Annotated in this window: 16 protein-coding genes, 1 pseudogene and 1 riboswitch; of the genes and pseudogenes, 11 read left to right on the forward strand and 6 right to left on the reverse strand. The window is 76.5% G+C overall.

What is annotated here, in order from left to right:
- Window positions 1–40 precede the first annotated feature (40 nt).
- From IE305_RS30805 to cobC, 8 genes are all read left to right on the forward strand, one after another.
- Window positions 41–265, forward strand: coding sequence for a hypothetical protein (locus IE305_RS30805; RefSeq protein ID WP_190133123.1), 225 nt, complete (start codon window positions 41–43; stop codon window positions 263–265).
- Window positions 266–433: 168 nt separating this feature from the next.
- Window positions 434–561: riboswitch (cobalamin riboswitch) on the forward strand.
- A gap of 126 nt (window positions 562–687) precedes the next feature.
- Window positions 688–1,686 carry a cobalamin biosynthesis protein gene (locus IE305_RS30810; protein ID WP_229891749.1) on the forward strand — a complete coding sequence of 333 codons (999 nt, stop codon included), beginning with the start codon at window positions 688–690 and terminating at the stop codon, window positions 1,684–1,686.
- Window positions 1,683–3,224, forward strand: coding sequence for a cobyric acid synthase (locus tag IE305_RS30815; RefSeq protein WP_229891751.1), 1,542 nt, complete (start codon window positions 1,683–1,685; stop codon window positions 3,222–3,224). Before IE305_RS30810 ends, IE305_RS30815 begins: the two co-directional genes overlap by 4 nt.
- A gap of 49 nt (window positions 3,225–3,273) precedes the next feature.
- The gene (locus IE305_RS30820; RefSeq protein ID WP_190133124.1) at window positions 3,274–5,373 is read left to right on the forward strand and encodes a putative cobaltochelatase; all 2,100 of its coding nucleotides are present in this window, start codon (window positions 3,274–3,276) and stop codon (window positions 5,371–5,373) included.
- Window positions 5,373–5,972 carry a cob(I)yrinic acid a,c-diamide adenosyltransferase gene (gene cobO / locus IE305_RS30825; RefSeq protein ID WP_190133125.1) on the forward strand — a complete coding sequence of 200 codons (600 nt, stop codon included), beginning with the start codon at window positions 5,373–5,375 and terminating at the stop codon, window positions 5,970–5,972. Before IE305_RS30820 ends, cobO begins: the two co-directional genes overlap by 1 nt.
- The gene (locus IE305_RS30830; protein ID WP_190133126.1) at window positions 5,966–7,321 is read left to right on the forward strand and encodes a cobyrinic acid a,c-diamide synthase CobB; all 1,356 of its coding nucleotides are present in this window, start codon (window positions 5,966–5,968) and stop codon (window positions 7,319–7,321) included. The genes cobO and IE305_RS30830 overlap by 7 nt, the downstream gene beginning before the upstream one ends.
- Window positions 7,315–7,761: a cobalamin biosynthesis protein gene (locus IE305_RS30835; protein WP_190133127.1), complete on the forward strand. Its 447-nt coding sequence runs from the start codon at window positions 7,315–7,317 to the stop codon at window positions 7,759–7,761. Before IE305_RS30830 ends, IE305_RS30835 begins: the two co-directional genes overlap by 7 nt.
- Before the next feature lie 10 nt (window positions 7,762–7,771).
- Window positions 7,772–8,851 carry an Rv2231c family histidinol phosphate aminotransferase CobC gene (gene cobC / locus IE305_RS30840; protein WP_190133143.1) on the forward strand — a complete coding sequence of 360 codons (1,080 nt, stop codon included), beginning with the start codon at window positions 7,772–7,774 and terminating at the stop codon, window positions 8,849–8,851.
- Window positions 8,852–8,868: 17 nt separating this feature from the next.
- Here cobC and IE305_RS30845 read toward each other — a convergent pair whose 3' ends face one another.
- Together IE305_RS30845 and IE305_RS30850 are read right to left on the reverse strand one after the other, a co-directional pair.
- Window positions 8,869–9,840, reverse strand: coding sequence for an SCO1860 family LAETG-anchored protein (locus IE305_RS30845; protein WP_190133128.1), 972 nt, complete (start codon window positions 9,838–9,840; stop codon window positions 8,869–8,871).
- Window positions 9,841–10,057: 217 nt separating this feature from the next.
- Entirely contained in the window at window positions 10,058–11,188 is a 1,131-nt protein-coding gene (locus IE305_RS30850; RefSeq protein WP_229891752.1) for an amidohydrolase family protein, read from the reverse strand.
- 349 nt (window positions 11,189–11,537) lie between these two features.
- Here IE305_RS30850 and IE305_RS30855 point away from each other — a divergent pair, with 349 nt between their 5' ends.
- Together IE305_RS30855 and IE305_RS30860 are read left to right on the forward strand one after the other, a co-directional pair.
- Window positions 11,538–12,866 carry a sensor histidine kinase gene (locus IE305_RS30855; RefSeq protein ID WP_229891754.1) on the forward strand — a complete coding sequence of 443 codons (1,329 nt, stop codon included), beginning with the start codon at window positions 11,538–11,540 and terminating at the stop codon, window positions 12,864–12,866.
- Window positions 12,863–13,564, forward strand: a complete 702-nt coding sequence (locus tag IE305_RS30860; RefSeq protein ID WP_229891756.1) for a response regulator transcription factor — start codon at window positions 12,863–12,865, stop codon at window positions 13,562–13,564. Before IE305_RS30855 ends, IE305_RS30860 begins: the two co-directional genes overlap by 4 nt.
- Window positions 13,565–13,585: 21 nt before the next feature.
- On the opposite strand, the pseudogene IE305_RS30865 reads toward IE305_RS30860, so the two are convergent.
- A pseudogene (locus IE305_RS30865) lies at window positions 13,586–14,757 on the reverse strand (serine hydrolase domain-containing protein).
- Window positions 14,758–14,938: 181 nt separating this feature from the next.
- On the opposite strand from IE305_RS30865, the gene IE305_RS30870 reads away from it, so the two are divergent.
- On the forward strand, window positions 14,939–16,135 hold the full coding sequence (locus tag IE305_RS30870) for a TerD family protein (RefSeq protein WP_190133147.1): 1,197 nt from the start codon (window positions 14,939–14,941) through the stop codon (window positions 16,133–16,135).
- On the opposite strand, the gene IE305_RS30875 is transcribed toward IE305_RS30870, so the two are convergent.
- The 3 genes from IE305_RS30875 to IE305_RS30885 form a co-directional block, all read right to left on the reverse strand.
- Window positions 16,107–17,168 (reverse strand): MsnO8 family LLM class oxidoreductase, encoded by a 1,062-nt coding sequence (locus IE305_RS30875; protein ID WP_190133129.1) that lies wholly within the window; start codon window positions 17,166–17,168, stop codon window positions 16,107–16,109. The genes IE305_RS30870 and IE305_RS30875 overlap by 29 nt on opposite strands.
- 51 nt (window positions 17,169–17,219) lie before the next feature.
- Complete coding sequence (locus IE305_RS30880) at window positions 17,220–18,608, reverse strand: alkaline phosphatase PhoX (protein WP_190133130.1); 1,389 nt, start codon at window positions 18,606–18,608, stop codon at window positions 17,220–17,222.
- A 145-nt stretch (window positions 18,609–18,753) separates the two neighbouring features.
- Window positions 18,754–20,268 (reverse strand): hypothetical protein, encoded by a 1,515-nt coding sequence (locus IE305_RS30885; protein WP_190133131.1) that lies wholly within the window; start codon window positions 20,266–20,268, stop codon window positions 18,754–18,756.
- Window positions 20,269–20,399 lie beyond the last annotated feature (131 nt).

Below are 20,399 nucleotides of genomic sequence, written 5' to 3' on the forward strand. Positions count from 1 at the left end.
GCACCGGCCGGCACAGGCACGACAGCCAGAGGAAGCAGCAATGAACATCGACTGGGCAGCCCTCGGTGAGGTCTTCGGCGTCACCCTCGTCGTCACCGTCGCCCTCGTGGGGCTCTTCACGCTCGGCATCGTCGGCACCGCCCGCAAGCCCGGCGCGTCCGCCACGGCGGGAGGCGCGGGCGCCCTGGCCCGCACCGGCGCGTACGCCGCCTTCGCGCTCTGCGCGGCGGCCGTCGGCTACGGCATCAGCCTGATCGTCGGCTGACCCCGCCGCGGCCCGGCCGCGCCCCCGGAACACCACGCGCCCCCACCGGTCACACCGGTGGGGGCGCGTGCGCGTCCATGCGCGTCCGTCCGCAAAGAGGCAGCTCAGGGCGAGTTGACGGCCGTTCCGCGGCCGTGGTGGACTGCCGGGGCCAAACGGCGACAGCAGAGGAAGCCGGTGCGAATCCGGCGCGGTCCCGCCACTGTCACCGGGGAGCGTCCTCCCACCCAGCGCCACGGCCCGCGCGCAGCGGGCGGGAAGGCCGGGAGCGACGCGGATCCGGGAGCCAGGAGACTCTGGTCGCCGGTCACGTCGAGCCAGGGCGCGGACCCTGAGTGAGGACACACCGCCATGCCTTCCCGCCGTCTCCCACCGGACCGCACCGCCTCCGCCGCCTCCCGCTCCTGCCGCGTACGCGCGGCGTGACCGCGGCCCGGACCGGACTGCCGGTCTTCGCCTGCGGCACCGCCCTCGGCTACCTCTGCGACCTCGCGTTCGGCGACCCCCGGCGCGGCCACCCCGTGGCCGCCTTCGGGCGCGCCGCGCACGCCGTGGAGCAGCGCCTGTGGCGCGACCACCGCGGCTACGGCGCCCTGCACACCGCCGTGTGCGCCGGCGGCGCCGTGGCAGGCGCCGCGCTCCTCTCCCGCGCCGCGCGCCGCAGCCGTACCGCCGGTGTGGCCCTGACGGCCGCCGCCACCTGGACCGTGCTGGGCGGCACCTCCCTGGGGCGCGAGGCGCGCGCCGTGGGCGCGGCCCTGGCCGCCGGCGACCTGACGGCCGCCCGTGCGCGGCTGCCGCACCTGTGCGGCCGCGACCCGCAGGCCCTGGACGAGCAGCAGATCGCCCGCGCCGTCGTCGAGTCCGTCGCCGAGAACACCTCCGACGCCGTCGTCGGGGCCCTGGTGTGGGGCGCGCTGGCCGGCGTGCCCGGGCTGGTGGGCTTCCGCGCCGTCAACACCCTCGACGCCATGGTGGGCCACAAGTCGCCGCGGCTGCGCCGGTTCGGCTGGGCCTCGGCCCGCCTCGACGACGTCGTGGGCTGGCCCGGCGCCCGCCTCACCGCCGCGCTGACCGTGCTCTGCGCCCCCGACCGGGCCCGCGCCCTGCGCGTCGCCCGGCGCGACGCCGCCCGGCACCCCAGCCCCAACGCGGGCCCGGTCGAGGCGTCCTTCGCCGGGGCGCTCGGCGTCCGCCTGGGCGGCACGCTCGCCTACGCCGGCCGGGTCGAGCACCGGCCCGTCCTGGGCGCCGAGCTGCGCCCCGTCGAGGTGGCGGACGTCGAGCGGGCCGTCCGCCTGTCCCGCCGGGTGTCGCTGCTCGCCGTGGGCACGGCGGTGGCGGGGCGGGCACTGGGCAGGCTGTTGACGACACGTAGGACAACGGGCAGGACCACGGGCACGAGGAGGACGCACCGGTGACAGCGCGAGGGAGCGGGCCGCACGGCCCGCTGGGCGGGGGCCTGCTGGTGGCCGGGACCACCTCCGACGCGGGCAAGAGCGTGGTGACCGCCGGCATCTGCCGCTGGCTGGCGCGCAAGGGCGTCAAGGTGGCGCCGTTCAAGGCGCAGAACATGTCGCTCAACTCCTATGTCACGCGGGAGGGCGCCGAGATGGGCCGGGCCCAGGCCATGCAGGCCGCGGCGGCCCGCGTCGAGCCGAGCGCCCTGATGAACCCGGTGCTGCTCAAGCCCGGCAGCGACCGCAGCAGCCAGGTGGTGCTGCTGGGCAAGCCGGTGGGCGAGCTGAGCGCCCGCGGGTACCACGCCGGGCGGCAGGAGCAGCTGTTCGGCACCGTCACCGAGTGCCTGGCCGAGCTGCGGCGCACCCACGACGTGGTGATCTGCGAGGGCGCCGGCAGCCCGGCGGAGATCAACCTGCGGCGCAGCGACATCGTCAACATGGGGCTGGCGCGGGCCGCGCGGCTGCCCGTCGTGGTGGTCGGCGACATCGACCGCGGCGGCGTGTTCGCGTCCTTCTTCGGCACCACCGCCCTGCTGTCGCGCGAGGACCAGGCGCTGGTCGCGGGCTACCTGGTCAACAAGTTCCGTGGCGACGTGACGCTGCTCGAACCCGGCCTGGACATGCTGCGCGACCTGACGGGCCGGCCCACGGTGGGCGTGCTGCCGTTCGCGCACGGCCTGGGCATCGACGAGGAGGACGGGCTGCGGGTGTCGCTGCGCGGCGCCGTCCGCGAGTCGGTCGTCGCGCCGCCGTACGGCGACGACGTGCTGCGCGTGGCGGTGTGCGCGGTGCCGCTGATGTCCAACTTCACGGACGTCGACGCGCTGGCGGCCGAACCGGGCGTCGTCGTGCGGTTCGTGGACCGGCCCGAGGAGCTGGCCGACGCCGACCTCGTCGTGGTGCCGGGCACGCGCGGCACGGTGCGGGCGCTGGCGTGGCTGCGCGAACGGGGCCTGGCCGGCGCGCTGGCCCGCCGGGCCGCCGAGGGACGGCCGGTGCTGGGCGTCTGCGGCGGCTTCCAGGTGCTGGGCGAGCGCATCGAGGACGAGGTGGAGTCCCGGGCCGGCACGGTCCAGGGGCTCGGCCTGCTGCCCGTACGCGTGCGGTTCGCCGCGGAGAAGACCCTGGCCCGGCCGTCCGGGAAGGCCCTGGGCGAGGCCGTGGAGGGCTACGAGATCCACCACGGCGTCGCCGAGGTGCTGGGCGGCGACGAGCCGTTCCTCGACGGCTGCCGGGTGGGCGCCGTGTGGGGCACCCACTGGCACGGCTCGCTGGAGAGCGACGGCTTCCGGCGGGCGTTCCTCCGCGAGGTCGCACGCGCGGCCGGGCGGGCGTTCGTCCCGGCGCCGGACACGTCGTTCGCGGCCCTGCGCGAGGAACAGCTCGACCGGCTCGGCGACCTGATCGAGGAGCACGCGGACACGGCCGCGCTGCTGCGCCTGATCGAGAACGGGGTCCCGGCGGGTCTGCCGTTCATCCCGCCGGGGGCGCCGTGACCGCCCTGCGTACCCACCGCCACGCGTCACCCGAAGGAGCGAACAGCGCATGAGCACCCCCTATCCGTTCACCGCGATCGTCGGCATGTCCGACCTGCGGCTGGCGCTGCTGCTCAACGCGGTCTCGCCCGCCGTGGGCGGCGTGCTCGTGCGGGGCGAGAAGGGCACCGCGAAGAGCACGGCGGTCCGGGCGCTGTCGGCGCTGATGCCGCGCGTCGAGGTGGTGCCGGGCTGCCGCTTCTCCTGCGACCCGGCCGCGCCCGACCCCGCCTGTCCCGACGGGCCGCACGCGGCGGCCGCCGGGGAGGCGCGGCCGGCCCGCATGGTGGAGCTGCCCGTCGGCGCCTCCGAGGACCGGCTCGTCGGCGCGCTGGACATCGAGCGGGCGCTGGCGGAGGGCGTGAAGGCGTTCGAGCCGGGCCTGCTGGCCGACGCGCACCGCGGCGTGCTGTACGTCGACGAGGTCAACCTGCTCCACGACCACCTCATCGACCTGCTGCTGGACGCCGCCGCCATGGGCGCCTCGTACGTGGAGCGCGAGGGCGTCTCCGTGCGGCACGCGTCCCGCTTCCTCCTCGTCGGCACGATGAACCCGGAGGAGGGCGAGCTGCGGCCGCAGCTCCTCGACCGGTTCGGGCTGACGGTGGAGGTGGCGGCCTCCCGGGACACCGAGGAGCGGGTGGAGGTCGTGCGCCGCCGCCTGGCGTACGAGGAGGACCCGGCGGCGTTCGCCGCCAAGTGGGCGGCGGAGGAGGACGCGCTGCGCGAGCGCATCGCCGCCGCGCGGGCGCTGCTGCCGTCCGTACGGCTCGGGGACGGCGCCCTGCGCCGGATCGCGGCGGTGTGCGCCGGCTTCGAGGTGGACGGCATGCGGGCCGACATCGTCACCGCGCGCACGGCCACGGCGCTCGCGGCGTGGGCCGGGCGCACGGAGGTGACGACGGCGGACGTCCGGCAGGCCGCGCTGCTGGCGCTCCCCCACCGGCGGCGGCGCGCGCCCTTCGACGCGCCGGGGCTGGACGAGGAGAAGCTCGACGAGATCCTCAACAGTTTCGAGGACGAGGAGCCCGAGCCGGACGGCCCCGAGCCGGAGGGCCCGGACGGTGGCGGGGACGACGGAGGCGGCGACGGCGGGGACGGCGGTCCCGGCGGTGGGCAGCCGCCGCAGGGCGCGCACACCCCGGACGAGTGCACGACGGACATGCCGGAACCGCGCCGCGAGCAGGCGCCGGAGACCGCCCCCGCCCCGCCGCAGCAGGAGGCGGCCGCCCCGGGCGCGGGCGGCGAGGGCGGTACGGCCGCCGAGGCGCCCGCCGTGGCCGCCGGCGAGCCGTTCCGCACCCGCCGGCTGACGGTGCCGGGCCTCGGCGAGGGCGCCGACGGACGGCGCTCGCGCGCGCTGACGGCGCACGGCCGGACGACGGGGGCGCGCCGCCCCCGCGGCGGCTCCCTGTCCAAGCTGCACCTCGCCGCCACCGTGCAGGCCGCCGCCCCGCACCAGCGGGCCCGCGGCCGGTCGGGGCCCGGCCTGGTGGTGCGCCGCGACGACCTGCGGGAGGCGGTGCGCGAGGGCCGTGAGGGCAATCTTGTGCTGTTCGTCGTGGACGCCTCCGGGTCGATGGCGGCCCGCAAGCGCATGAGCGCGGTCAAGGGCGCCGTGCTGTCGCTGCTGCTCGACGCGTACCAGCGCCGCGACAAGATCGGCATGATCACGTTCCGGGGCGCGGACGCCGACGTGGCGCTGCCCCCGACCTCGTCCGTCGAGGCCGGTGCCGCCCGGCTGGGCACACTGCCCACCGGTGGCCGCACCCCGCTGGCCGCCGGGCTGCTGCGGGCCCGCGAGGTGCTGCGCGTGGAGCGGCTGCGCGACCCCGCGCGCCGGCCGCTGCTGGTCGTGGTGACGGACGGCCGGGCCACCGGCGGCGCCGAACCGCGGCTGCGCGCCGAGCGCGCGGCACGCCTGCTCGCGGCCGAGGGCACCGCCTCGGTCGTGGTGGACTGCGAGTCGGGCCCGGTGCGGCTGGGGCTGGCCGGGGAGCTGGGCCGGTCGCTGGGCGGCCCGGTCGTGACACTCGACGAACTCCGCGCGGACACCGTGTCCGCGCTGGTGAGGACCGTACGCGACAGCGACGCCAGGAGGGCCGCGTAATGCCGAAGGGACAACCGACCGCCGTGCCCGAGGACGGGCTCACGACGCGCCAGCGGCGCAACCGCCCGCTGGTGTGCGTGCACACCGGCATCGGCAAGGGCAAGTCGACCGCCGCGTTCGGCATGGCGCTGCGGGCGTGGAACCAGGGCTGGCCCATCGGGGTGTTCCAGTTCGTGAAGTCGGCCAAGTGGAAGGTCGGCGAGGAGAACGCGCTGCGCGTGCTGGGCGCCTCCGGCGAGGGCGGGACGGTCGACTGGCACAAGATGGGCGAGGGCTGGTCCTGGATCCAGCGCGACGCCGACGTCTCGAACGAGGAGAAGGCGCGCGAGGGCTGGGAGCAGGTCAAGCGCGACCTGGCCGCGGAGACGTACAAGCTGTACGTGCTCGACGAGTTCGCGTACCCGCTGCACTGGGGCTGGGTGGACGTCGACGAGGTGATCGCGGTGCTGCGGGACCGTCCCGGCACGCAGCACGTCGTCATCACGGGCCGCAACGCCCCGGAGAAGCTGGTGGAGTTCGCCGACCTGGTGACGGACATGACGAAGGTCAAGCACCCGATGGACGCGGGGCAGAAGGGCCAGCGGGGCATCGAGTGGTGAACGTCCCCCGGCTGGTCATCGCCGCGCCGTCGTCCGGCAGCGGCAAGACGACGATCGCCACCGGCCTGATGCGCGCCTTCGCGGACGCGGGCCTCGTCGTCTCGCCGCACAAGGTGGGACCGGACTACATCGACCCGGGCTACCACGCGCTGGCCGCCGGCCGGCCGGGCCGGAACCTCGACGCCTGGCTCTGCGGCCCCGAACGCATCGGCCCACTGTTCCTGCACGGGGCGGCAGGCGCGGACGTCGCGGTCGTCGAGGGCGTGATGGGCCTGTTCGACGGGGCGAGCGGGCAGGGCGAACTGGCGTCGACGGCACACGTGGCGAAGCTGCTGCGGGCCCCGGTGGTGCTGGTCGTCGACGCGTCCGCGCAGTCCCGGTCGGTGGCGGCGCTGGTGCACGGCTTCGCGTCCTGGGACCCGGAGGTACGGGTCGCGGGCGTGATCCTCAACAAGGTGGGCTCCGACCGCCACGAGGAACTGCTGCGCGAGGCGCTGGGCGGCGCGGGCGTCCCCGTCCTGGGCGCCGTCCGCCGCGCCGGCACGGTGCACACCCCGTCCCGCCACCTGGGCCTGATCCCGGTGGCGGAACGCCGCACGGAAGCCCTGGACGCGGTGGCGGAACAGGCGGCGAGGGTACGGGAGGGCTGCGACCTGGAGGCGCTGCTGGCGCTGGCAAGGAGCGCGCCGCCTCTGGCAGACGGTTCCTGGACACCGGCCACGGCGCCGCACCCGGCGAACGGCCCCCGCCCCGTCGTAGCGGTGGCCGGCGGCCCCGCCTTCACCTTCACGTACACGGAGCACACCGAACTGCTCACCGCCGCCGGCGCGGAGGTCGTCACCTTCGACCCCCTCCGCGACGAGTCGCTCCCGGACAACACCCGCGCCCTCGTCATCGGCGGCGGCTTCCCGGAGGTGTACGCGCCGGAGCTCACGGCGAACGAGCCCCTGCGCAAGGCCATTCGCGCCCTGGCGGAGGCCGGCGCGCCGGTCGCCGCGGAATGCGCCGGCCTGCTGTACCTGTGCCGCTCCCTCGACGGGAAGCCGATGTGCGGCGTCCTTCCCGCCGACGCCCGCATGTCCGAGCGGCTGACGCTCGGTTACCGGGAGGCCGTCGCGCTCGCCGACAACCCGCTCGCCGCGGCGGGAACCCGGGTGCGGGGGCACGAGTTCCACCGCACGGTGACCGAGCCGGGCGCGGGCGCCGCGCCCGCCTGGGGCGTCACGCACCCCGCGCGCCGCGTCGAGGGCTTCGTGCAGGGCGGCGTCCACGCGTCGTACCTGCACACCCACTGGGCCGGCGTGCCCGACGCGGCGGCACGCCTCGTGGTGGCGGCACGGCAGTGGTGACGGCCCATACCCGCGCCCACGCCTACGCCGCCGGCGTCGGCTCCCGGCGCGGCGTGACCGCCGACGAGGTGCTGGATCTGGTCGGGCGCACCCTGGCCGAGGCGGAAGCCACCGCAGCCACCGACGCCACCGACGACACCGACAGCACCGCAGGGGCGCCCCTGGCCGCCCTGGCCACCGTCGCGGCGAAGGCCGGGGAGCCCGGCATCGTGGCGGCCGCCGCGCGCCTGGGCGTCCCGCTGCTCGCGTACGACGCAACGGCGCTGGCGGAGCGGCCCGTTCCGCACCCCTCGGAGGCCGCCCGCAGGGCGACCGGGGCGGGCGGGGTCGCGGAGGCCGCGGCGCTGCTGGCCGCCGGCCCGGGGGCGGTGCTCGTCGTCCCGAAGCGCAAGTCCGCCCGGGCGACCTGCGCGGTCGCCCGTGGCGTCGGTACCGTCTGACCTCATGCACATGACGCCCACGTCACCGACCCCTTCCGGGCTCGCGCCCGCCGACCCGGACCTGCGGCACCACGGCGATGCCGAAGTGCGCGGCGCCGGCGCGCACCTGACCGACCTCGCCGTCAACGTACGGGCCGGCACGCCGCCGGAGTGGCTGCGCGAGCGGATAGCCGGCTCGCTCGCGTCGCTGGCCGCGTACCCCGACGGGCGGGCCGCGCGGCGGGCGGTGGCCGAGCGGCACGGGCTGCCGGAGGAGCGGGTGCTGCTGACGGCGGGCGCGGCGGAGGCGTTCGTGCTGCTGGCGCGGGCGCTGCCGGTGCGCCGCCCGGTGGTGGTGCACCCTCAGTTCACGGAGCCGGAGGCGGCGCTGCGGGACGCGGGGCACCGGGTCGGGCGGGTCGTGCTGAGCGCCGAGGACGGTTTCCGGCTGGATCCGCGGGCCGTGCCGGCGGACGCGGACCTCGTGGTCGTGGGCAACCCGACCAACCCCACGTCCGTGCTGCACCCGGCGCGCGACCTGGCCCGGCTGGCGCGGCCGGGCCGCTACCTGGTGGTGGACGAGGCGTTCGTGGACGCGGTGCCCGGGGAGCGGGAGTCGCTGGCGGCGCGCACCGACCTGCCGGGGCTGGTGGTGCTGCGCAGCCTCACCAAGACGTGGGGGCTGGCGGGGCTGCGGGTGGGGTACGTGCTGGCCGCGCCGGACACGGTGGCGGCCCTGGAGCGGGCGCAGCCGCTGTGGCCGGTGTCGTCGCCGGCGCTGGCGGCGGCGGAGGCGTGCAGCGCGCCGCCGGCGCTGGCCGAGGCGGCGCGCGCCGCCCACCGGACCGCCGCGGAGCGGGCGTATCTGGTGGCGCGGCTGGCGGAGTTCGGCGAGGTGACGGTGCACGGTCCGGCCGAGGGGCCGTTCGTGCTGATCCGGACGGCGGGCGCGGACCGGGTGCGGACCCGGCTGCGCGGCCTGGGCTTCGCGGTGCGCCGGGGCGACACGTTCCCGGGGCTGGGCCCGGACTACCTGCGGCTGGCCGTCCGGGACCCCGCCACCACCGACCGGTTCGTGACCGCGCTCGGCACGGTGCTGGCCGAGAGCTGAGCCGGGGAGGGGGCTCCTCAGTCCCTGCTGCGCGCGGCCGCGCGGCGGCGTGCGGCGATGAGGGCGCCGCCGCCCCCGACGACGAGCAGGCCCGCCGCCCCGGCCACGTAGGGCGTGGCGGAGCTGCCGCCCGTCTCGGCCAGCCCCGAGGCGGCGGCGCCGGAGGCCGCGGGGCGCGGGCTGCTGTGTGCGGCGGCCTGCGGCTTGACGTCCGGTCCGGTGCCGGCCGCGGGCGTGGGCGTGGGCGAGGACGCCCCGGCGGGGGTCCGGCAGCTGGTACCTGCGAGCGTGACGTGCCCGGTGACCTTGGCGACGCCCAGCGCCAGCGGATCGATGGTGACGTCGAGGCCGAGGGCGGTGGCGGCGGCCGTGGCGGTGCCGGTGTCCTTCTTGGACAGTTCCAGCCGGACGTCGCCGACGCCCGGCACCGTCACCTTGGTGGGGCCGTCGGGCGTGAGCGTGACCTTCTTGCCCAGGACGGAGACGCTGCCGAGCACGGTGGCCGTGGCCGTCGGTGCCCGGCCCGCCGTGCACACGGCTTCAGCGGTGACCTGCTGCACCTCGACGAGGGAGCGCAGGGGCAGGCCGGGTACGTGGACGCGGGCGCCGACGACGCGTACGTACCCCTTGGCGGTGGTGGCGTCGGTGGTGGCACGCGCGGTGGCGGTGTCGGCGCGCAGGAGGCTGACGGGCCTGCCGTTCTCGACGCCGTCCAGGGTGACGGCGAGGGCCGTGCGGTCGGCGTCGGCCGGTGCCTTGACGTCGTTGAGGCTCGCCTCGACCGGTACGTGGACGGCCTGGCCGAGAAGGGAGACGTCGAGGTTGGTGCGCAGGACGGTCGCGGTGGCCGTGCCGGTGCCGGGGCTGCCGGTGGCGTGGGCGGCGGGCGCGGCGGCGAGCGTCAGCGCGGTGGCGGTGCCCACGGCCGTCAGGGCGGCGAGACGGCGGTGCGCGGGCATGCCGGAGGCAGGGCTGGTGGTGCTGGACACGTGTGTGGAACCCCCACGGGAGAAAGGGCGCCGCCGGCGCGCCAATGGGGGACATCGCGCGCCGACGGCTTGACCACGCCATGGTGGGGTCCGTGTGGGTGAACGGGCGACACCCTTACGTCACTTCACTCCAACGAGTGAGTTCCCTCTTGCCTTTCGGGCATCCGTTCGCCCCACGGGTCGAACCCCATGACGTGCGCCCCGGATGCCCCTGGGGTCACGCCACGACGCGGCCCCGCAGCACCACCCTGCGCGGCGCGCCCAGCACCCGTACGTCGGCCCGCGGGTCGGCGTCGTAGACGACGAAGTCGGCCGGGGCGCCCTCCTCGATGCCGGGGCGGCCCAGCCACGCCCGCGCGCCCCACGACGCGGCGGACAGCGCCGCGTGCGCCGGGAGGCCCGCCTTGACGAGCTCGGCGACCTCCTGGGCCACGAGCCCGTGCGGCAGCGAACCGCCCGCGTCCGTACCGACGTACACCGGCACCCCGGCGTCGTACGCCGCCCCGATGGTGGCGTAGCGGCGCTCGTGCAGCCGCCGCATGTGGTCCGCCCAGCGCGGGAACTTCGCCTCGCCCTTCTCCGCCAGCACGGGGAAGGTCGCGATGTTGACGAGCGTCGGCACGATGGCCACGCCCCGCTCGGCGAAGAGCGGAATCGTCTCCTCGGTCAGGCCGGTGGCGTGCTCGATGCAGTCGATACCGGCCTCGACCAACGGGGCGAGGCTCTCCTCGGCGAAGCAGTGCGCGGTGACGCGGGCACCCAGCCGGTGCGCCTCGGCGATGGCGGCCTCGACCGCGCCGCGCGGCCAGCAGAAACCCAGGTCACCCGTCTCGCGGTCGAGCCAGTCGCCCACCAGCTTCACCCAGCCGTCGCCGCGCCGGGCCTCGCGCGCCACGTACGCCGGCAGGTCCTCGGGCTCCACCTCGTGCGCGTAGTTGCGGATGTAGCGCTTGGTGCGGGCGATGTGGCGGCCGGCACGGACGATGCGCGGCAGGTCCTCCCGGTCGTCGGTCCAGCGGGTGTCCGCGGGCGAGCCGGCGTCGCGCAGCAGCAGCGCGCCCGCGTCCCGTTCGGTCAGGGCCTGCTTCTCGGTCGTCGGGGCGTCGACGGCACCGTGCGCGTCGAGCCCGACGTGGCAGTGCGCGTCGACCAGGCCCGGCAGCACCCAGCCCTCGATCGTGGTGGTGTCGGGGGCGGCGACCGGCCGGTCGAAGGTGACGCGCCCGCCGACGACCCACAGCTCGTCGCGCACCCCGTCCACCGGGTCCGGGCCGACCAGTATCCGTCCCTTGATGTGCAGCACGGGCGGCCGGTGACCCGCCGCCGCGCTCGCGTCCATGGAGGCCATGCACGCACTGTACGAGCCCGGCCCGGAGGAGTACGGGCCGGGCCGCCTGCCCGACCGGAGGACGAGGCGCGGATCCGTCCGGCGGCGGAGAGGGTCCGCCGCCGCGGAGGAGGCGTTCACGGTGCCCGGGGCGCCAGGGTGGAGGCATGCACCGGCCGACGGGGCCGGACGACGGGGGTCACCATGGGAACGATCGGGAACAGGGGAACGGACAGGAGAACCGGCGGGGCGCGGACCGGCTGGGCGCGGACCGGCTGGGACGACCACGCGACGGCCCGGAGCCGTGCCCTCCGCGGCCGGCCCTCGCCTACGCTGTGCGCATGATCAACACCACGCCGGCGGCGGCCTCGTGAGCGGGTGGCCCATAGGGCGCGCGCTCCGCGCCGTGCTCGGCCGCCGCGCCCGGCTGCGCTGGGTGCACCTGCTGCTGGGCGGCGCGCTGTCGATGCCGTTCTACCTGCTGGCGAGCACGGTGGCGTCGCTGTTCACCGACCACGCGACCTTCCTCGGCAACGCCTCCCTCACCTGGCAGCTGGGCGTCTTCGCGGCGGGCCTCGTGCCCGTCGCCGTCGTCGCCCTGCACCCGCTGGCCCGGCCGCTGCAGAGCGGCGCGGCACGGGCCCTGCGCGTGGTGGAGCGGGACGCCCTGGCCGCCGGGGGCGGCCGGTCGTGGGCGGCGCGGGGCCGGACCGCCGCCTGGTGCGTGCTGCACCTGGGGGCGGGCGGCATCGTCAGCGGCATGTCGCTGGCCACGCCGCCCGCCGCGGTGTTCCTGATGCTGCTGCCGGTGCTGTACCGGCACGGCGGCCCGGACACGTCGGAGGTGTCCTGGCTGACCCTCTTCCACGGCCCCCGGCTGCTGCTGGCCCCGGTCGCCGGGCTCGGCCTGCTGGCCTTCCTGGCGGCCTCGTCGTGGGTGGCGGGCGCGCTGCTGGCGCGGTGCGCGCCGGTGCTGCTGGGGCCCACGGCCGCGGAGCGGCTGGCGGCGGCCGAGGAGGAGACGCGGCGGCTGGCGCTGCGCAACCGGCTGGCACGGGAGCTGCACGACTCGGTGGGCCACGCGCTCAGCGCGGTGACCCTCCAGGCGAGTGCCGCGCGCAGGCTGCTGGACCGCGACCCGGACTTCGTCCGGCAGGCGCTGACGGCCATCGAGGAGACCACGCGCACGGCCGTCGCCGAACTCGACGCGGTGCTGGGCGTGCTGCGCGAGGACGGGCCCGCCTCCACCGCGCCGGCGCCCACCCTCGGTGACCTGCCCGCGCTGCTGGACCGGGCCCGCGCCGCCGGCGGCAGCGTGGAACTGACCGCCCCCGGCGGGCTCGACGCCGTACCCGCGGTGGTCTCCCGCGAGGCGTACCGCATCGTGCAGGAGGGCCTGACCAACGCGCTGCGGCACGCGGGCCCGGTGCCCGTACGGCTGCGCATCGCGGTGCACGAGAGCGGCGAGGGCGACGGCCCCGACGGCAGGAACGGCCAGTACGGCAAGGATCTGGAGGTCACCATGGAGAACCCCGCCCGGACCGGGGCGGTCCCCGCCCGCCGGGGCCCGGACGGCGGCGGCCGGGGGCTGCCCGGCATCGCCGAGCGCGCCCGGCTGCTGCGCGGCACGGCGGAGTGGGGCGAGGAGGCGGGCCGGTGGCGTCTCGCCGTGCGGCTGCCGCTGCGGGGCGACGCGTGAGCGCCTCCGCGCCGGCCGGGGAGCCGGAACAGCCGGTGCAGCCGATACGGGTCGTCGTCGCCGACGACGAGCACCTGGTGCGTACGGCCCTGCGCGCCGTCCTGGCCGCCGAACCGGGCTTCGAGGTGGCGGGCGAGGCGGCCACGGGGGCCGAGGCGGTGTCCGTGACCCGGGAGGCCCGGCCCGACGTGGTGCTGATGGACGTCCGCATGCCGGACGTCGACGGCATCCGCGCGACCGAGCTCATCACCTCGGGCCTGACGCCGCCGCCGCGCGTGGTGGTGATCACGACGTTCGAGAACGACAGCTACGTCTACGAGGCGCTGCGCGCCGGCGCGGCCGGCTTCCTGCTCAAGCGGGCCGGCACCGACGAACTGCTCCAGGCGCTGCGGCTGGTGGCGCGCAGCGACTCGCTGCTGTTCCCGGCGGCCGTACGGTCGCTGGCCGCCGCCCACGCGGGGGCGCGGGCCTCGCGCGCGGCGGCCGACGCGCTGCGCGCGAAGCTGTCCGAGCGCGAGGCGGAGACACTGCGGCTGATGGCCCGCGGGCTGTCGAACGCCGAGATCGCCGAGCGGATGGGCGTGGGCCCCGCCACGGTCAAGACGCACGTGGCGGGCGTGCTCGCCAAGCTCGGCGTGCGGGACCGCACCCAGGCGGTGGTGGCCGCGTACGACTGCGGCTTCGTGTCGCCCGGGTGACGGCCGCGGGGGCCGGCCCGGTCAGCCGCGGGTGGCGCAGGCGTGCACGGCGCGCGCCAGCGGCACCGTCTCGGGTGCGGCACCGCCCGGGAAGGCGAAGCGGCGCCGGTTGTAGCCGAAGGCCAGGCCCGAGGCCGGGTCGGCGAACGCCTGCGAGCCGGCCGCGCCGCTGTGGCCGAACGCGCCCGCGCTGAGGAAGGGGTAGTTCAGCCAGGTGGCGGCGAAGCCCAGCGCAAAGGCGTCGGGCGTGCCGAAGACGATGTTGATGCCGTGCGAGTGCACCTGCGCGAACTCCGCGGCCGTCTCCGGCTTCAGCAGCGGCGGCAGGCCGCCGGTGCCGCTGATGGCCGCCGCGTACATGCGGGCCAGGCCGCGCGCCGAGCCGACGCCGCCGGCCGAGGACGGGCCGTTGGCCCGTACGGCGCGGGAGTTGGGGAACTCCTCCAGCACGGTGGGCTGCTCGTGGTTGAGGTTGAAGGCGATGCCGCGCAGGCCGAGCGGGCTGCTCGCGCCGGCCGCGCCAGCTCGCGCTTCTGCTGGGGTGTGGGGTCCATGGGCTGGGTGCTGAGCCAGCGGTGCTCCTGCTCCTCGGGCAGCCCGAGGTAGAAGTCCAGCCCGTAGGGGGCGCGGATGCGGGACTCGTACAGCTCCTGGACGGTGCTGCCGGTGGCGCGCAGCACGACCTCGCCGGCGAGGGCGCCGATCACCAGGGCGTGGTAGCCGAAGGCGGCCCCGGGGCGCCACCAGGGGCGCTGGCCGGCCAGCCGCGCGGCGATCGCCCGGTCGTCGGCCAGCTCCTCCGGCGAGAAGCCGCCCTCGACGCCGATGAGGCCCGCGCGGTGGGACAGCAGGTCGCGCAGGGTGATGTGCTCCTTGCCGGCCTGGGCGAACTCGGGCCAGTAGTGGCGCACTTCGCGGTCCAGCTCCAGGACGCCGTCCTGCACCAGCAGGGCCACGACCAGGTACACGGCGCCCTTGCTGCTGGAGAAGACGCCGGTGAGCGAGTCGCCGGCGATGCCGGGGCCGCCCCAGAGGTCCACCACCTGCTCGCCGTGCACATAGGCGGCCAGCTGGGCGGAGTGCCCGCTGCGCTCCTCCGCCAGGGACGCCTCGAAGGCCTCGCGCACGGGCTCGAAGCCCGGGGCGACCGTGCCCTGGACGCCCGTCGTCGTACCGTTCTCCGTCACGGACATGTACTCCCCCACACTGGTGATCGCCGGATCGTGCAGGGAGTGTAAGCCGTTCGGGTGTTCGGTTATTTCCGGTGCGGGGAGGCGCACGGTCCGGCGTCGTGACCTGCGCGTCCGGACGGTGGGCGGCGGAACCGCGTGGAACTGCGCGGGCCGGCCGCTCGTTACCCGGGACATGACCGCAATGACTCCCGGCTCGAACATCCCGCTCCCCGTCTCCCGTGTGACGGTGGACGTCACCGCCCCGGTGCGGCTGGACGTCTCGGGCCTGTTGCTCACCGCCGACGGCAAGGTGCGCTCGGACGACGACTTCGTCTTCTACAACCAGCCCACCGGCCCCGGCGTGACACACCGCGCCGCCTCCGGCTCGACCCCCGACGCCATCACCGTGGACACGGCGGCGGTGCCCGCCGCGATCGAGAAGATCGTGGTCACGGCCAGCCCGGACGCCCCGGGCGCCACGTTCGCGGGCATCGAGCCGACGGCGACCGTGCGGGACGCCGGCAGCGGGGCCGTGCTGGCCACGTTCACCCCGCCCCGGCTGGGCAGCGAGACCGCGCTGCTGGTCGTCGAGGTCTACCGGCGGGCCGGCGCGTGGAAGGTGCGGGCGGTCGGCCAGGGCTACGCCAACGGGCTCGCGGGCATCGCCACGGACTTCGGCGTGACGGTGGAGGAGCCCGCGGCCGCCCCTGCAGCCACCCCCGCCCCCGCCGTCGCCCCGGCGCCGGCCGCGGCCCCCCTCGCGCCGCCCGTGCCCGCCGCGCCCCCGGCCCCGGCCGCGCCCCCGGCCCCGCCCGCCCCGGCCAAGGTCAACCTGGACAAGGGCCGGGTGAGCCTGCGCAAGAACGAGACGGTGTCGCTGGTCAAGGGCGGCCGCCCGCTGACGCAGTCGGTGCGGATGGGCCTGGGCTGGGAGCCCGCGTGGAACGGCCGCGCCATCGACCTGGACGCCTCGGTCATCGCCTACGGCCCCCAGCGCAACATGATCGACGCCTGCTACTTCGGCAAGCTGCACATCCTCGACGGCACCGTGCAGCACTCCGGCGACAACCTGACCGGTGAGGGCTCCGGCGACGACGAGAGCATCACCGTGCACCTGGGCGGCCTGCCGCCGGAGGTCACCGGCCTCGTCTTCACGGTCAGCTCGTTCAACGGCCAGAAGTTCACCGAGGTGGCCAAGGCGTACTGCCGCCTCATGGACGCCCGCACGGGCGAGGAACTGGTCCGCTTCGACCTCACCGGTGCCGAGGCGACGACGGGCGTCCTCATGTGCAAGTTCATCCGCCAGTTCTCCGGCGAGTGGGAGATGACGGCGATGGGGCAGTTCGTGCAGTCCCGCACCGTGCGGGACCTCATCGAGCCGGCGGCCGCGGCGCTGTGAGGGTGGGCTCCGGCGCCCGGCGGGGCTGCTGCGGCAGCCCCGCCAGCCGGGCCAGCGCGCGGTAGGAGTCCAGCAACGCCCCGCGGTCGGGCGAGCTGGTCGTCACCAGCACCTCGTCGGCACCGGTGCGCGCCACCAGCGCGCCCAGCTCCTCGGCGACCTCCTCCTCCGTACCGAGGACGTCGCCCCGCAGCGCCTCCTCCATGTGCTCCCGCTCCCGGGCGGTCAGCGACAGCGCCTCGATCTCCCCGGCGGTCCGCAGCGGCGGGAAGTCGCCGTGCGTCCGGGAGTGCGCCAGCGCCCACGCCTCCGGCAGCAGCAGCCGGCGCGCCTCCTCGCGCGTCGCGGCGACCGCCACGTCGGCCGCCACCATCACGTACGGCTCCTGCCGCCAGGGGGAGGGCCGGAAGGCGGCACGGTAGCGGCCGGCGGCGGCCGCCAGGGCCTCCGCGCCCCCGGGGCCGCCGATCACCAGCGCGGCCCCGGCGCGCGCCGCGACCTCGGCGCCCGCCCCGGTGGCCAGGACGAACACGGGCAGCCGCAGCCCCTCGGCGGGGCGGGCGTGCACGGTGGGGTGCGGCCGGTCGCCGTCGGTGAACCACGCGGTCAGCTCGGCCAGCTGTGCACCGAAGTCCGCCATGGCGTCCCTGCCGGTCCCCAGCGCCCGCCGGATCGGCTCGGTGAAGCCGACCGAGCGGCCCAGGCCCATGTCGATGCGGCCCGGGAAGAGCGACTCCAGCACGCCGAACTGCTCGGCCACGACCAGCGTGCGGTGGTTGGGCAGCATCACGCCGCCCGTGCCCACCCGGATCCGGGACGTCGCCGCGGCCACGGCGGCCGCCAGCACCGTGGGCGCGGAGCCGGCGACGCCGGGCACGGCGTGGTGCTCGGAGACCCAGAAGCGGTGGTAGCCGAGCTCCTCCGTCTGCTGGGCGAACCGCACCGTGTCGCGCAGCGCCTCGCCGGGGTCCCGGCCGTGGCGGGTGCGGGAGCGGTCCAGTACGGAGAGCGGAACGGGAAGCGCGAGGGTCACCCTGATGTCAACGCCTGGCGGCGCGCGGGATTCCCGCGCGCCGCCGGGCCGTCAGCGGCCCTGGTGGCGCCAGGGCCCGGTGATGGCGAGCATGATGCCGGGTTCCTGGATGTTGGCGTACAGGGTCCGCCCGTCGGGCGAGAAGGTCACGCCGGTGAACTCGCTGTCGTTGAGCTCGTTGCGGGCAATGGGGTAGGTCCGGCCGTCGCCGAGCGCGCCGAACAGGTGCTGGAGGCCCTGCCCGTCCTCGGCGATCACCAGGCCGCCGTGCGGGGAGACGGTGATGTTGTCGGGCCCGTCGAAGGCGCCCTCCCGCTCGGGGTGCGGGTTGACGCCGAGCAGCACCTTGAGCGTGAGCGTGCGGCGGCGCGGCTCGTAGAACCACACCTGGCCGTCGTGCTGCACCGGGCTCTCGGTGCGGGCGTAGGAGGAGACGACGTACGCGCCGCCGTCGCCCCACCACATGCCCTCCAGCTTGCGGGCGCGGGTGACCCGGCCGTCCGTGAACTGCTTGCGCACGGGCACCCGCCGGGCGTCGCGGTCGGGGACCGTCACCCAGTCCACGCCGTAGACGGTGCCGGGGCGGGTCGCACGGGACAGGTCGTCGACGAAACGGCCGCGCGAGTCGGTGCAGCGGAACGCCTGGAGCACGCCCGCGTCGTCGGCGAGCGTCCGCAGCCGGCCGCGGCCGTGCCGGAAGCCGGCCGGCGGGGTCCAGCGGTACCACAGGCCGTTGGGGCCGGAGGCGTCCTCGGTCAGGTACAGGTGACCGCGGCCCGGGTCGACGACGACCGCCTCGTGGGCGTAACGGCCCAGCGCCTTGACGGGCTTGGGGGCGCGGTTGGCGCGCGTGTCGTGCGGGTCGACCTCGAAGACGTAGCCGTGGTCCTTCGTCATGCCGTTCTGCCCGGCACGGTCCTCGGTCTCCTCGCACGTCAGCCACGTGCCCCACGGCGTGGCGCCGCCGGCGCAGTTGGTGGACGTACCGGCGATGCCCACCCACTCGGTGACGTGGCCGTCGTGCGCGACCTCGACGACCGTGCAGCCGCCGGACGCGGCGGGGTCGTAGGCCAGCCCCGGCGCGAGCGGCACGGGGTGCGGCCACCGGGACCGGGGGCCGCCCAGTTCGTGGTTGTTGACCAGCAGCGTGGTGCCGCGCGGGCCGGCGAAGGCGGCGGTGCCGTCGTGGTTCGACGGCGTCGGCTCGCCGGAGACGAGCCGGGTGACGCCGCTGCGGGTGACGACGCGGTACGAGAACCCGTCGGGCAGGGCGAGCATTCCGCGCGGGTCGGGCCGCAACGGCCCGTACCCGACGCGGGACCCCGGCACGGCCGCGAGGGCGCCGGGCGCCCCGGCGAGCACCCCCACGCTGCCGGCCAGTGCCACTCCGGCACCGGTGACCGCGGATCTTTTGGCGAACTCTCTCCGGCTGAGCGTCATGTGGCCTCCGGGAAAGGGACGAGGGGCACCACGCCTGTCGGCGGCCCCGCAAGGGTCCCGTTCCCCACCGAACGCACGGTGAACACCCGCGGAACGACACCGGTCGGCCGGCGGGAGGGCACAGGCCCTCCCGCCCTACGTCCTCTCAGCGGCGCGAGCGGGCCTTGTACGCCGCCTTCCGCGCCGCCTTCGCCGTCTTCTTGTCGCCGTGCACGCGCGCCATGGCCTCCAGGACGCCGGCCGTCGCCGGGTGGTCCACCCGCCAGACCTTGTCGAAGAAGCCGCTGTGCCGCGCCGTGAGGCCCTCGACCAGGGCCCGCAGCTCCTCGGTCTCGCCCTCCGCGGCGAGTTGCGCGGCGACCGTGTCGACGGTCAGCCACAGCACCATGGCCTCGTCCGGCTCGGGGACGCCGGGCGCGCCGCGCTCCGCGAGCCAGACGCGGGACAGGCCGCCCAGCTCGGGGTCGTCGAGCACCTCGCGCAGCGCGGGCTCGGCGTCGGCGCCGAGCAGCGAGAGGGTCTGCTGGCACAGCAGCCGGCGGTGCGGGGCGTCCTCGTCGTCGCCGCGGGCGGCGGCGAGGAGTTCGCGGGCCGCGTCGGCCGGAGCGCGGCGGGCCAGCCACAGTTCGGCCTCCGTGCGCGCGGTGTCGCCGGGGTGGCCGGGGAGCGCGGCGAGCAGCGTGGCCGCGTCCGCGCCGGCCAGGTCGCCGACGACGGGCGCGTCCACGCCCGCCTCCAGCATCCGGGTGCGGACGCCGAACAGCCCCAGCGGGGTGAGCGCCACCATGCCGTAGCGCGCGACGTCCTCCTCCTCGGGCGTGCCGGAGGCGACGCCGTCCACGGACTCGCGGACGTGCGCCTCCCCGTCGACCTCCTCGACGAGCGACTCGTCCAGCGGCCGGTAGCGGACGAGCCCGGCCGGCTCCAGCATCCGGAACTGCTCGTCGAGCCGCATCATCACGTCCGAGACCTCCGCCAGGACCTCGTCCGTGGGCTCGTCCATGTCGTCGGGCACGACCATGGACGCGGCGAGGGCCGGCAGCGGCACCTCACGCCCGGCCGTGCCGTTGTCGACCGCGGTGAGCAGGTAGAGGTTGCCGAGGATGCCGTCGAGGAAGTCGGCCTCCTCCTCGGGGTTCCAGTCGACGGCGTCGAGGTCGAGCTCGCCGTCGTCCGCGGACTGCGCGAGCTGCTCGGCCAGGTCGGCGAGGTCGGGCGCGCAGGCGTCGGCCAGGACGGTCTCCATGCCGGCGAGCCACAGGTCGAGGACGTCCTGCGGGCTGCCGGAGGTGAGCGTGGCCAGTTCCTCGCCGGCCACGGCGGTGCCGTAGGGCTCGTCGTCGGGGCGGTCGGCGTTCTCCTCGCCGCCGGCCTCCTGCGGGAACTCGGTGAACTCCACCAGCCCCGTGTCCAGCGCCAGCTGCCACGCCTCGGCGGCGTACACGGCACCGTCCTCGTCGTCCGCCAGGCCCAGCACGGCGGCGGCGGTGGCCAGCTGGCCGGAGAGCAGCTCGCCGCCCGCGCCGACCGGGGTGCCCTCGCCGGCCCAGCGGGCGAGCCGGGCGGCGCGGGAGAACAGCGGCGCGCTGAGCGCGTCCCGCGCGAGCTCGGCCTCGGAGGGGAGCCGCACCGGCGGCATGGTGGGGCGGTCTCCGGACATCGGGGGGCTTCTCCTCGTCGGTGCGTGCGGTACGGCAGTACGGGCGGTGCGTGCGGTACGGATGATTCCGGGGCCCAGCCTAGACGCGATTCGTCCGGTGCCGCCCGGTTGGTGCCCGGGCCCTCCTCACA

The organism is Streptomyces mashuensis (assembly GCF_014654785.1).
In the GTDB taxonomy this organism is placed as follows: Bacteria; Actinomycetota; Actinomycetes; order Streptomycetales; family Streptomycetaceae; genus Streptomyces; species Streptomyces mashuensis.

Coding starts and splice junctions, on each gene's coding strand:
- IE305_RS30805 (WP_190133123.1), top strand. CDS start 41: ATGAACATCGACTGGGCAGCCCTCGGTGAGGTCTTCGGCGTCACCCTC.
- IE305_RS30820 (WP_190133124.1), top strand. CDS start 3,274: ATGAGCACCCCCTATCCGTTCACCGCGATCGTCGGCATGTCCGACCTG.
- cobO (WP_190133125.1), top strand. CDS start 5,373: ATGCCGAAGGGACAACCGACCGCCGTGCCCGAGGACGGGCTCACGACG.
- cobC (WP_190133143.1), top strand. CDS start 7,772: ATGACGCCCACGTCACCGACCCCTTCCGGGCTCGCGCCCGCCGACCCG.
- IE305_RS30850 (WP_229891752.1), bottom strand. CDS start 11,188: ATGGCCTCCATGGACGCGAGCGCGGCGGCGGGTCACCGGCCGCCCGTG.
- IE305_RS30870 (WP_190133147.1), top strand. CDS start 14,939: ATGACTCCCGGCTCGAACATCCCGCTCCCCGTCTCCCGTGTGACGGTG.
- IE305_RS30880 (WP_190133130.1), bottom strand. CDS start 18,608: ATGACGCTCAGCCGGAGAGAGTTCGCCAAAAGATCCGCGGTCACCGGT.
- IE305_RS30885 (WP_190133131.1), bottom strand. CDS start 20,268: ATGTCCGGAGACCGCCCCACCATGCCGCCGGTGCGGCTCCCCTCCGAG.